10 protein-coding genes are annotated in these 12627 nt (G+C 71.9%); 8 read left to right on the top strand and 2 right to left on the bottom strand.

Translation table 11 applies throughout. The features are described from left to right. Positions 1 to 153 precede the first annotated feature (153 nt). The 8 genes from hxlB to AC1MBW_RS03685 all read left to right on the top strand — a co-directional run bounded on the left by hxlB (position 154) and on the right by AC1MBW_RS03685 (position 10002). The gene (gene hxlB / locus AC1MBW_RS03720; RefSeq protein ID WP_054147144.1) at positions 154 to 789 is read left to right on the top strand and encodes a 6-phospho-3-hexuloisomerase; all 636 of its coding nucleotides are present in this window, start codon (positions 154 to 156) and stop codon (positions 787 to 789) included. A 166-nt stretch (positions 790 to 955) separates the two neighbouring features. Continuing rightward, a complete protein-coding gene (locus AC1MBW_RS03715) occupies positions 956 to 1891 on the top strand; it encodes a hypothetical protein (protein WP_480025491.1) in 936 nt (311 codons plus the stop codon). Positions 1892 to 2118: 227 nt separating this feature from the next. Then, a complete protein-coding gene (locus AC1MBW_RS03710) occupies positions 2119 to 3828 on the top strand; it encodes an ABC transporter substrate-binding protein (RefSeq protein WP_480025490.1) in 1710 nt (569 codons plus the stop codon). Between the two features lie 4 nt (positions 3829 to 3832). Then, positions 3833 to 4786, top strand: a complete 954-nt coding sequence (locus tag AC1MBW_RS03705) for an ABC transporter permease (RefSeq protein ID WP_480025489.1) — start codon at positions 3833 to 3835, stop codon at positions 4784 to 4786. Continuing rightward, complete coding sequence (locus AC1MBW_RS03700) at positions 4783 to 5670, top strand: ABC transporter permease (protein ID WP_480025488.1); 888 nt, start codon at positions 4783 to 4785, stop codon at positions 5668 to 5670. Before AC1MBW_RS03705 ends, AC1MBW_RS03700 begins: the two co-directional genes overlap by 4 nt. A 7-nt stretch (positions 5671 to 5677) precedes the next feature. Beyond that, positions 5678 to 7612: a gamma-glutamyltransferase family protein gene (locus tag AC1MBW_RS03695; protein ID WP_480025487.1), complete on the top strand. Its 1935-nt coding sequence runs from the start codon at positions 5678 to 5680 to the stop codon at positions 7610 to 7612. Further along, entirely contained in the window at positions 7596 to 9260 is a 1665-nt protein-coding gene (locus tag AC1MBW_RS03690; RefSeq protein WP_480025486.1) for a dipeptide ABC transporter ATP-binding protein, read from the top strand. The genes AC1MBW_RS03695 and AC1MBW_RS03690 overlap by 17 nt, the downstream gene beginning before the upstream one ends. Then, positions 9241 to 10002, top strand: a complete 762-nt coding sequence (locus AC1MBW_RS03685; RefSeq protein ID WP_480025485.1) for a GntR family transcriptional regulator — start codon at positions 9241 to 9243, stop codon at positions 10000 to 10002. The genes AC1MBW_RS03690 and AC1MBW_RS03685 overlap by 20 nt, the downstream gene beginning before the upstream one ends. Before the next feature lie 25 nt (positions 10003 to 10027). Here the strand turns inward: AC1MBW_RS03685 and AC1MBW_RS03680 are convergent, their stop codons facing one another. Beyond that, positions 10028 to 10687 carry a GntR family transcriptional regulator gene (locus tag AC1MBW_RS03680; RefSeq protein WP_054147150.1) on the bottom strand — a complete coding sequence of 220 codons (660 nt, stop codon included), beginning with the start codon at positions 10685 to 10687 and terminating at the stop codon, positions 10028 to 10030. A gap of 179 nt (positions 10688 to 10866) precedes the next feature. After that, positions 10867 to 12609: a glycerol-3-phosphate dehydrogenase/oxidase gene (locus AC1MBW_RS03675; RefSeq protein WP_480025484.1), complete on the bottom strand. Its 1743-nt coding sequence runs from the start codon at positions 12607 to 12609 to the stop codon at positions 10867 to 10869. Positions 12610 to 12627: the final 18 nt, after the last annotated feature.

Raw genomic sequence — 12627 nt, 5'->3', positions numbered from 1 at the left:
CGTCCCAGGCTAGGCAGCGGGCGTGCACGGGGCTGCCCCCAGTGCGGGTCCGCGGTGGCCCCCCTTGTGGTCGCACCCCAGCGCCGCCCCGTCGTTCCGGGGAGTGCACCCGAACCTGGACGCAGGAGGCGCGGGGCGAGCAGGCTGGTACGCGTGACTCCCGCAGACAGCACGTCCCCCGACGACGACCACGGTTCCGTCGCCACCGCCCTCGAGCTCGTGGCGGACGAGGTCGACGCCGCCGTCTCGGCGGTCCTCGACGCCGACGCCGGGGGCGATTCGGGCGGGGACGACGACACGTCCGGCCAGCTCGACGCCTTCGCCGACCTGCTCGACGACGCCGAGCGCGTCTTCGTGCACGGGGCGGGGCGTTCGGGTCTCGCCCTGCGCATGACCGCGATGCGGCTGATGCACCTCGGTCTCGAGGTGCACGTCGTCGGCGAGGTGACGACTCCCGCCATCGCCGACGGAGACGTGCTGCTCACCGCGAGCGGCTCGGGCACGACGTCCGGCATCGTCGCCGCGGCCCGCACCGCCGTCGACGCCGGGGCCCGGGTGGCCGCGATCACCACCGCCGCCGACTCGCCGCTGGCCGACCTGGCCGAGGCCGTCCTCGTGGTCCCCGCCGCCGACAAGCAGGACCGCTCGGGAGCCGCCTCGTCTCAGTACGCCGGCGGCCTGTTCGAGCAGACGGTCGTGCTGCTCGGCGACGCCGTCTTCCACGCGCTGTGGAAGCGCTCGGGCGCCGATGCCGACGAGCTCTGGCCCCGCCACGCGAACCTCGAGTAGCCGCCCCCACTTCCGCGCGCGCCGCCCTCCGCGTCGCGCCGTCGATGCGCTGTCGAACCATCCGAATGGATGGTTCGACAGCGCATCGACGGTTCGTCTCTTTCAGAGGGTGGGGGTCCTGTGGAGAACTACGACAGGGCGCGGTCACGACCGGCAAGGTGTGGGGATGATCGATTCCCTACCGCCCGTCATCCGCTCGTCCCAGCTGGGCCACGGGACGCGAGAGTCCTCCTCGGTCCGTCGCCGGATCGACCGTGGTGAGCTCCTCCGGCTGTGCCCGGGTGTCGCCGTCGAGCGGGAGGCCTGGCAGGCTGCCACGCCGAGGCAACGCCATCTCCTGCGCGTGGTCGCGCTCCTGCCCAAGCTGTCGAGCCGGGTCGCCGTCTCACACGCGTCCGCGGCGGCCGTCTGGGGTGCACCGATCTTGGGTGACTGGCCGGACCGCGTCCACGTCGCCGACCCCGCTCGTCGCACGACGCAGTCCACGCCGACGGTCGTTCGTCACGCCGGACTTCTTCTGCCCCAGGAGGCGCGGGAGGAGTCCGGGGTGCTCGTCACCTCGCCGGCGCGCACGGCTGCCGATCTCGCGTTGTCGTGGACCTTCCGGGAGGCCGTCGTCGCCCTCGACCAGCTGCTCCGCCGTCGGTTGACCACGCGGGAGGAGGTCGGTCGGTTCCTGGACGCACGCCCCACGGCTCGGGGCCGCACGGGCGCTCGTCGTGCCGTGGCCTTCGCGACGTCGGCGGCCGAGTCCCCCGGGGAATCGCTGACGCGGGTCGTCCTGCACGAGCTGGGTGCGCCTCCTCCGGTTCTCCAGAAGAGCTTTCGCTGGGGTGATCGCGGTCAGTTCGTGGACGTGGTCGACTTCTGGTGGCCCCGGTTCGGTGTCGTCCTCGAGTTCGACGGGCGGACCAAGTACGCGAAGGGCCGGTGGCGGAAGGGGCGTTCTCCGGAGCAGATCGTCGTGGACGAGAAGATCCGGGAGGACCGCATCCGCAACCGGCCCGAGGTCGACGGATTCGCTCGCACGGTGTGGGACGAGGTCATGCACCCGCCGCGCCTCGCGATGAACCTGCGCGCAGCCGGACTGCCCCTGGGCTGACGCCTCGTCGCCGGTGGTCCTGCGAGTCGGGCACCGTGACGACACCACCGATGCGCCGACGAACCATCCACCTGCGTGGTTCGACGGCGCATCGATGGTTCCGGGGCGGTGCGTCTGCCACACGTTTTACCCGCGCGAAACAATTCGTATACAAAACTGGGGCGTGCGGCAGGATTGTATGCAATCCACGCCGCACAGACCGATACCGCCCGAGCATCGGAGGCCCGATGGCCCGCCCACCCCGCCCGACCCGTTCCGCGAGCGCGTCCCGTGCCGCGAGCGCGAGCGCACCGGACGGCCGTCGCCGCCTGCGCCGAGCCCTCGCGCTCCCGGCCCTCGCCGCCGCCGCGACGCTCGCGCTGACGGCCTGCGTCCCGCAGCAGCCCGCCGGCACGAACCCGCCCGACAAGACCGACGTCACCACCGCCCCGATCGGCGACAAGACGATCGTCGAGGGAGGCGACCTGGTCATGGCGTTGTCGGCCGAGCCGGACGCCCTCGACCCCACCACGTCGTCGTCGCTCTACACGCGGTACGTCATGGAGACGGTGTGCCAGAAGCTGTACGACATCGACGCCGAGGGCGACCTGGTGCCGTTGCTGGCGACCGAGCTGCCGACGCTGTCGGACGGCGGGCTGACGGTCGACATCCCCGTGCGCACCGACGCCGTGTTCGCCGACGGGACCCCGCTCGACGCCGAGGCCGTGGTCACCACGCTGCGCCGCCACCTCGACAAGCCCGACTCGTCGCGGGCCAGCGAACTCGGCCCCGTCACCGGGGTCGAGGCCCTCGACGACGACACGGTGCGCTTGACCTACGAGCGCCCCTTCGCCCCGCTCACCGCGGCCCTCGCCGACCGGGCGGGCATGATCATGTCGCCGACGGCGCTCGAGGCCGAGGGCGACGACTTCGGCGACGCCCCGGTCTGCGTGGGCCCGTTCAAGTTCGTCGACCGGGTGCCGCAGACCTCGATCTCGGTCGAGCGCGACCCGCTCTACTACGACGCCGAGGACGTGCACCTCGACACGATCACCTACCGCATCATCACCGACGCGAGCATCCGGGCCGCGAACGTGCGGGCGGGTGACGTGCAGGTCGCCGACTCGATGTCGACGATGGACGTCGACTCCCTCATGGCCGACGACGGCCTGACGGTGCTGCAGGTCGGCTCGTTCGGCTACCAGGGCATCACAGTGAACATCGGCAACCAGGACGGCGTCGGAACCGACCCCGTGCAGATCGACACCCCCCTGGCGAGCGACGTGCGCGTCCGTCAGGCGCTGGCCATGTCGATCGACCGCGACGCGCTCGTCCAGAGCGTGTTCGGCGGGTGGAACGACACCGCCTGCTCGCCGATCCCGCCGACCAGTCCGTTCGCCACGGACGCCAGCGACGCCTGCCCGGGCTACGACCCCGAGGGAGCGAAGCGCCTCCTCGACGAGGCGGGCGTGGCCACGCCCTACGACATCGAGATCCAGGTTAGCAACAACGCCGACACGTTGCGCCTCGCCCAGGCGTTGCAGGCCCAGGTCGCCGACGGCGGGTTCCGCCTGTCGATCACCCCGGTCGAGTACTCGACCCTGCTCGACGTGCAGTCGCGTGGTGACTTCGACGCGCTGCAGCTCGGCTGGTCGGGTCGTGTCGACCCGAACGGCAACATGGTCAACTTCCTGCGCACCGGTGGCGGCAACAACTACTCGGGCTACAGCAACCCCCGGGTCGACGAGCTGCTGGCCGACGCCGCGGCGTCCATCGACGTCGACGAGCGGGCGGCGCTGTACGGCGAGGCCGTGACGCAGGTCCAAGAGGACGAACCGCTCATCTACCTGTACCGCACCCGCAGCCTGACCGCGCTGACGAACGAGGTCGCCGGGGTGTCCACCTACGCCGACGGCGTCGTGCGCCTCAGCAACGCCGCCTTCGTCGAGGGGGAGTGACCCGATGACCCGTTACCTGTTGACCCGGCTCTGGCAGTCGGCCGTCACCCTCGTGATCGCCTCGATCGTCGTGTTCTGGGGGGTGCGCCAGCTGCCCGGCGACCCGGCCCTGGCGCTCGCCGGAGAAGAGGCGACGCCCGAGCGCGTCGCCGCCATCCGGGCCGACCTCGGCCTCGACGACTCGCTGCTCGTGCAGTACGGCCGGTTCGTCGGCAACTTCGTCCGCGGTGACTTCGGCGAGTCCACCCGCACCGGCACCCCGGTCACCGAGCTGATCGGCGCCACCCTGCCGGTCACGCTGTGGCTCGCCCTCTGCGCGATCGTGGTCGCCGTCGTCGTGGGCGTCGCGCTGGGCGTCGTCGCCGAGCGGTACCGGGGCCGCTGGCCCGAGTGGATGGCCAACGCCGCTGCCCTGGTGGGGCTCTCGGTGCCGAACTTCTGGCTCGGCATCCTCGCGATCCTCTGGCTCGCGGCCGGCCTCGGCCTGTTCCCCGCGTCGGGCTACGTGCCGGTGGCCGAGAACCCTGCGAGCGCGTTCTACCACCTCACCCTGCCCGCGCTGATCCTCGGCACGAGCCTCGCCGCGGTCATCATGCGGCAGACCAGGGCCTCGATGATCGAGACGATGAAGACCGACTACGTGCGCACCGCGCGGGCCAAGGGTCTCGGTCGCGGCCGGGTGCTGATGCGCTACGGCCTGCGCAACTCGATGATCGTGGTCGTCACGATCGTGGGCCTGCAACTCGGCGGCCTGATCTCGGGCGCCGTGGTCACCGAGCGCATCTTCGCGCTGCCGGGCTTCGGCAAGCTCACGCTCGACTCGGTGTTCACCCGCGACTACCCCGTGATCCAGGCCGTCGTGCTGATCATCACGGTCGGCTACATCGTGATCAACCTGGCGGTGGACGTCCTGTACTCCGTCATCAACCCGCGCATCAGGGTAGGAGGCGCATCGTGACCGTCATCGAGACACCCACCGCCGCAGGGGCGGGGCTCGGCTCGGCGCGGGGACGCGTCTGGCGCGGCCTCGTCCGCAACAAGCTGGGCGTCACGGGCGGCGTCATGCTGCTCGTCGTCCTCGTCGCGGGCCTCGCCGCCCCCCTCATCGCCCCGTACGACCCGACCCGGGTGAACTTCGAGCTGCCGTTCCAGGTGCCCGGCACCGTGGGCTACGTGCTCGGCACCGACGACCTCGGCCGCGACATCCTGTCGCGCACCGTGTACGGCATCCGTGTCTCGCTGCAGGTCGGCGTGCTGTCGGTGCTGCTCGCCGTCGTGGTCGGCACGCCCCTCGGGCTGCTGGCCGGCTACTGGCGCTGGCTCGACGGCGTCATCTCGCGCCTGACCGACGTCATGCTGGCGTTCCCGTTCCTGATCATCGCCGTGGCGCTCGCCGCGATCAGCGGTCCGAGCCTGACGAACGCCGTGGTCGCCCTCGGCATCGCCCAGGTGCCGACGATGATCCGCGTGGTGCGCGGCGAGACGCTGCGCGTCAAGTCGACCGACTTCGTCCTCGCCGCGACGACCATGGACGCCACGGGCCTGCGCGTGATCTTCCAGCACGTCCTGCCCAACTGCGTCTCGGCGATCATCGTGCAGGCCACGGTCATCATGCCGGTCGCCGTGATCGGCGAGGCCCTGCTGTCGTTCCTCGGGCTGGGCATCCAGCCGCCGACGGCCAGTCTGGGCATCATGCTCAGCGACGCGCAGCAGTACCTGGCCAAGGCGCCGTTCGCGGCCGTCGTGCCGGGCCTCGCGATCGCCGCGATCTGCCTGGGCTTCAACCTGTTCGGCGACGCCCTGCGCGACGCCCTCGACCCCACCGCCAGCGACCGGAAGTGACCCCCTCGTGACCTACACCACCCCCGACGAGTTCGTCACCCGCCCCGACCTGCGCGGCACCTTCGGCATGACGTCGTCCACGCACTGGTTGGCGACGGCCTCGGCCCAGTCGGTCCTCGAGCGGGGCGGCAACGCCTTCGACGCCGCCGTGGCGGGCGCCTTCGTGCTCCATGTCGTCGAGCCGCACCTCAACGGCCCCGGCGGCGACCTCACAGCGATCTACGCGACGGCCGAGGCCCCCGGCGCGCCGACGGTGCTCGTCGGCCAGGGCCCGGCCCCGGCGGCCGCGACCCGTGAGCACTACCTCGCCGAGGGCCTCGAGCTCGTCCCCGGGTCGGGAGCCCTGGCCGCCGCCGTCCCCGGTGCCGTCGACGCCTGGCTGAAGCTGCTGGCCGAGCACGGCACCTGGTCGCTCGCCGACGTCCTCGCCTACGCGATCGGCTACGCCCGTGACGGCCACCCGATCGTGGCGCGCGTGGCCTCCACCATCGAGACCGTCGCCGACCTCTTCACCGAGCATTGGCCCACCTCGGCCGCGCAGTGGATGCCCGGTGGCGAGGTGCCCCGCGAGGGCGACCTGCTGACGAACCCGGCCTACGCGGCCGTCCTCGACGAGCTGGTCGCGGCCGGCGAGGCCCTCGGCCCCGACGCGTCCCGCGAGGCGAAGATCGAGGAGGCGCGGGTCGAGTGGGGCAGCGGACACGTCGCGCAGGCGATCGACGCGTTCGTCCGCACTCCGCACCGTCATTCGTCGGGCACCGACCACGCGGGTGTCGTCACGGCCGCGGACCTCGCCGCGTTCCGCGCCACGACCGAACCGGCGACGACGATCGAGTTCCGGGGTCACACGATCGCCAAGACCGGCGCCTGGGGCCAGGGTCCCGCCCTGCTCCAGGTCCTGGCGCTGCTCGAGCCGCTGGACGACGAGCTGCTCGATCCCTCGACCGCGGACGGCGCCCACACCATCGTCGAGGCGCAGAAGCTCGCGATGGCCGACCGCGAGGCCTGGTACGGCCCCGGAGACGTGCCCCTCGAGACCCTCTTGTCCGCGGACTACGCCGACGAGCGCCGCGCGCTGATCGGCGAGCGGGCGTCGCACGACCTGCGACCCGGCGACGTCCCCGGGCGCGAGCCGTTCGCCCTGCCCACGATGCGCACCGAGTACCTGCCTCCCGCGCTCAGCGAGGCACCCGCCGGCGTCGGCGAGCCCACGGTCGCGGCCCCCGGGCGGGCGCAGGCATCGGCCGCCGCACCCGCCGCGCCCGTCGCACCGGCCGAGGACGCCCCGCCGACCGGCACCGCGCCTCCTGCCGACCGTCTGGCCGAGCCGTTCACCGAGCCGACCGGCGAGACGCGCGGCGACACCTGCCACCTCGACGTCGTCGACCGCTGGGGCAACGTCGTCTCGGCGACCCCGTCGGGCGGCTGGTTGCAGTCGTCGCCGACCATCCCCGAGCTCGGCTTCTGCCTGGGCAGCCGGCTGCAGATGTCGTGGTTGGACGAGGGCACGGCGTCGACCCTCGAGCCCGGCACCCGCCCGCGCACGACGCTGACGCCCACGCTCGTGCTGAAGGACGGCGAGCCCGTCGTCGCGCTCGGCTCGCCCGGAGGTGACCAGCAGGACCAGTGGCAGCTGCTCTACCTGCTGCGCACGATCGTCGGCGGGTACACCCCGCAGCAGGCGATCGACGCCCCCGCGCTGCACACCACGTCGTTCCCCGGCAGCTTCTGGCCCCGCACCTGGGAGCCCGGAGGCGTCGTCGTCGAGGACCGCCTGGGCGACGACGTCATCGACGCGCTGGTCGCCCGCGGCCACGTCGTCACCCGCGCCGGCGGCTGGTCCCTGGGCCGGCTGTCGAGCGTCTCGCGAGACCCCGAGACCGGCGTGCTCTCCGCCGCCGCCAACCCCCGAGGAGCCCAGGCCTATGCCGCAGGACGCTGAGAACCCGACCTCCCCTCTGCTGAGCGTGCGCGACCTCCGCGTCTCGTTCGGCGACACCCCCGCCGTGCACGGCGTCGACCTCGACGTCCTGCCGGGCGAGCGGGTGGCGATCGTCGGCCAGTCCGGCTCGGGCAAGTCGACGGTGGTCGCGGCCATCCTGCGCCTGCTGCCCGGGGCCGGCCACATCACGGGCGGCACGATCGAGCTCGCGGGCCCCGACGGCAGCACCCTCGACCTCGCGCAGGCCACCGAGGCACCCATGCGCCAGGTGCGCGGCGCGCGCATCGGCCTCGTGCCGCAGGACCCGTCGACCAACCTGAACCCGTCGATGAAGGTCGGCGCCCAGATCGCCGACGCGCTGCGCACCCACGGGCTCCGAGGCCACGACGAGGTGCAGCGCCGCGTCGTCGCGCTGATGACCGAGGCGGGCATCCCCGAGGCCGAGCGCCGGGCGGGGCAGTTCCCGCACGAGTTCTCCGGCGGCATGCGCCAGCGCGTGCTCATCGCGATCGCCCTGGCCCGCGAGCCGCAGCTGCTCATCGCCGACGAACCGACCAGCGCGCTCGACGTGACGGTGCAGCGTCAGATCCTCAACCACCTGCAGACGTTGGTCGAGAGCCGCGGCACGTCGCTGCTCTTCATCACGCACGACCTCGGTCTCGCCGCCGACCGCACCGACCGCATCGTCGTGATGCTCGAGGGTCGCGTCGTCGAGCAGGGCACGCCCGAGCAGATCCTGCGTCGCCCGCAGCACGAGTACACGAAGCGCCTGGTCGCGGCCGCGCCGACGCTGGCCTCGGCCACCGCCCTCCGTCGCGGCGAGGCCGTCCTCGACGACGCGACGGACGCGAAGGAGGCGCGGGTCGACTCGATCCTGACCGTCACCGACCTGGTCAAGGAGTTCCGCCTCCGTGGTCGCCGTGGTGAGCAGGTGCGGGCCGTCGACCACGTCTCGTTCGAGGTGCCGCGCGGCACCACGACGGCGATCGTGGGGGAGTCCGGCTCGGGCAAGACGACCGTGGCCCGCATCGTGCTCGGCCTCGAGTCGGCGACCAGTGGGTCGGCACTGATCGACGGCGAGAGCATCACGGCGAGCCGGGGTGCGTCCCGTCGCGCGCTGCGTCGCCGGGTGCAGCCCGTCTTCCAGGACCCCTACGGGTCGCTCGACCCGTCGTACAGCGTCGAGCGGCTGATCGACGAGCCGTTGCGCATCTTCGGCGTCGGCGACCGGGCCTCCCGCAGGCAGCGGGTCGCCGAGCTGCTCGACCAGGTCGCCCTGCCCCGGTCGGTCGCCCAGAGCCGGCCGAACGAGCTGTCGGGCGGTCAACGCCAGCGGGTGGCCATCGCGCGGGCGCTCGCCCTCGAGCCCGAGCTGCTCATCTGCGACGAGGCCGTCTCGGCGCTCGACGTGCTCGTCCAGGAGCAGATCCTCGAGCTGCTCGGCGACCTGCAGCGTCGGCTCGGCCTGAGCTACCTGTTCATCACGCACGACCTGGCGGTCGTGCGCCAGATCGCCCACGACGTGGTGGTCATGCGCAAGGGAGCCGTGGTCGAGCGCGGTAGCGTCGACGACATCTTCTTGTCGCCCCGTGCCGAGTACACGACCGAACTGTTGGGAGCCATCCCCGGTGCCAGCCTCGCCCTCTGAGGGCCCGCCACCCGTCGTCCTCGTCGACGCCCTGCGTCGCGAGATCGTCGAGGGCACCCTCGTGCCGGGGACGCGCATCACCGAGGCCTCGGTCGCCAGCCGCCACGGCGTCTCGCGCGTCCCGGTGCGCGAGGCGCTGCGGGCGCTCGAGGCCGAGGGGTTCGTCGAGTCGACGCCCCACGTGGGCAGTCGGGTCGCCGCGATCCCGGTCGACGAGGCCGACGACCTCTTCGCCGTCCGCGAGGCCCTCGAGATCTCGACCGCACGGCGTGCCGCCCAGCGGGCGCGCGAGCTGTTCGGCGAGCCCCGCCCGCCCGAGGACTGGTGGCGGACGCGGCGCGTGCTCGGGCAGCTGCTCGACGACGGGGACGCCGCCGTCGAGGCCGGCGACCTCGACCTTCTCGTCGAGCTCAACGACCGGTTCCACGTCGGCGTGGCACACCTGAGCGGGAGTGCCACCCTGGCGACGCTGCTGCGCCAGCTCTCGAACAAGATCGAGTGGCTGTACGCGCTCGACACCTTCTCGCGGGGCAAGCGGCTCTGGCCCGACCACCGCCGCATCCTCGCGGCGATCGACGCGGGCGACGAGGCCGGGGCCGCCGAGCTGATGGGCTGGCACGTCCGCGAGTCGCGCATCGGGTTCCTCGCCCGCACCGAGCCGGCCGACCGGGTGGCCGACCTGCGGGCCACGCCGCCCGCCCTGCCGCCGACGATCCCGACGCCGACGATCCCGACGACCTGACCCGCGCCTCGTCGGGTTCGTCGGCTCAGGCGACGGGGCGGTGCCCGGGCAGGGCGTGGAGGTCTTCGGCGGCGAGTTCGGCCGCGATGGGGTCGCCGGCCTCGGTCGCCTCGCGCAGGGCGACGAACGAGTCGGCCATCGAGTCCCAGTGCAGCACCTGCACGATGTTGGGCACGCGCAGTTTGTAGGCGAGACCGTCGGTGACGTCCGTACAGACCTTGACCAGTGCCGGATTGCCGCAGTGGTCGACGTAGGTCGAGAAGAGCGCGACGGCGTGGGCGTTGAGGGCCGGGCCGTCTTCGCGGTCGAGGTCGGCGAGGCAGACGTCGATCGCCCGGACGATCTCTCGCTTGACGGCGGCCGGCAGGTTGGGGACGGCCAGGCGGACCGCCCCGCCGAAGAGCACGCCGAGGGTCTGGACCGCCTCGACGGCCTCTTCGGCCTTCGGCGTCGCGACCTTCGTGTAGCGGTTCGGGGCCATCTCGACCAGGCCGGCGCGTACGAGGTCGCCGAGGGCCTCGCGGATCGGTGTGCGCGACACCTGCAGCCAGGCGATCAGCTCGTCGTCGTGCAGGCGTTCGCCGGGCTCGAGCGTTCCGTCGATGATCGCGTCGCGGATGCGGCTGCGGACCGTGTCGCGCAGCAGTTGTCGCTCGGCGGCGGGGGGAGTGACGGGAATCGGCATGCGGCCTCCTAGATCCTCACGGGCGGGTGCCCGGCCAGCATCCTAATACGAAAACGTCGCATTTTGCCCGTTGGGCAGCGAAGTTCACATGTCAATTCCAGTGGACCGATCGGGTGCCAGGGACGACGAAGCCCCGCCTCCATGACGGGGGCGGGGCTTCGTGACTCGGGTCGGTGCGGTTACTTCGCGGCGGTGGGGGTCGCTGCGGGCACGTGCTGCGAGGCGACGTCGACCCCGTGCGCGTCGCGCAGGGTCGTCAGGGTCTGCTCGATCTCGTCGTCGCGCTGCTCGGTCGTCCAGCCGAGCGAGCCGGCCATGACGTCGGCGATCTCGGTGAGCAACTCGATGGTGACACCGCCGACGAACGCGAGGTTCGTGCGGCGCAGCACGACGTCGGCCAGGTGGACGGCGTCCTCGTGCTCGGCGAAGTAGGCGATCTCGGCCGTCGTCAGCGTCGAGTCGGCCTCGAGGGCCTGCGACGGCTGGTCGAGCAGCACCTCGATGACGTCGGAGGCGCGGGTGCCGTACCGGGTCAGCAGACGGTCGACCTGATCGCGGTCGAGCCCGTCGGCGTGGGCCGCGATCCAGGTGGTGCGGGCGCCGTCGGTGGTCGGGAAGCCCTTGCCGCCGCCGATCGCCATGCCCGTCGTGTCGACCGACCGCCCCACGCCGAGCTTCGTCGTCGCCTCGGTCGAGAGGTGGGCCGACAGGGCGCGGAACGTGGTCCACTTCCCGCCGACGAGGCTGAGGACGGTCGTTCCGGGCAGCTCGGCGACCTCGGTCTCGACGATGCGGTAGTCGCGCGACACGAAGCCGGCGGCGAGGTCGTCGTGCTTCGGCAACGGGCGGACGCCCGAGTAGCGGTAGACGATGTGGCCACGGTCGAGCTCGATGTCGGGGTAGACGTGCTTGACCAGGTCGAAGAAGTAGTCGACCTCTTCCTCGGTGCAGACCGCAGGCTCGGCCATGTCGGCCTCGAGGTCGGTGGTGCCGATGAGCACGCGCCCCTTGAGCGGGTAGATCAGGACGATGCGGCCGTCGTTGTTCTCGAAGAAGATCTCGCGACCGTTCGTGGCCTCGAGCAGCTCGGGGCTGTCGACGACGATGTGCGATCCCTTGGTGCCGCCCATGTACTGCGACTCGGCGCCGAAGGCCTTGTTGGTGAGGTCGGTCCAGGGGCCTGAGGCGTTGATGACGACGTCGGCCTTCACCGTGAACTCGGTGCCGGTGACGACGTCGCGCAGGGTCACGCCGCCGTCGGCGGTGCCGACGGCCTCCAGGTAGTTGGCGCTGCGGGCGTTGTCGCCGGCGGCCAGGCCGTCCTTCAGCACGTCGAGCGCGAGACGCTCGGGCTCGTGCACCGACGCGTCGTAGTAGGTGCCCGTGTACTTGAGCGCCTTGTTGAGGTGCGGCATCTCGGCGAGGGCCTTCTTGCGACCGAGGAACTTGTGACGCGGCACCGAGCCGCCGTCGCGCGAGAACGAGTCGTACATCGTCATGCCGACCTTGATCAGCAGCGCGCCGCGCTCCTTGGTGGAGCGCTGCTTGTGCGTCAGCATGCGCAGCGGGGCGTTCATGATGCCGCTGAAAGTCGAGAAGATCGGCATCGTCGTCTGCAGCGGCTTGACGTAGTGAGGGGCGATCTTCAGCAGACCGTTGCGCTCCTCGACGCTCTCGCGGACGAGGCGGAACTCGCCGTTCTCGAGGTAGCGGATGCCGCCGTGGATCATGTGCGACGAGGCGGCGGACGCGCCCGACGCGTAGTCGGCACGTTCGACGAGCACGACGTCGACGCCCTGGAGGGCGAGGTCGCGGAAGGTCGCGATGCCGTTGATGCCACCGCCGACGACGAGCACCTGTGCCGTCGGGCGGTCGACGATGCGCTGCACGTTGGGACGGATCGAGTCTGTCTTCTTCGACATGGTCACTGCTTCTTTCGA

The sequence above is a fragment of the Frigoribacterium sp. AP1 genome (genome assembly GCF_056680555.1).
This window is presented reverse-complemented; position numbering and strand designations above follow the sequence as displayed.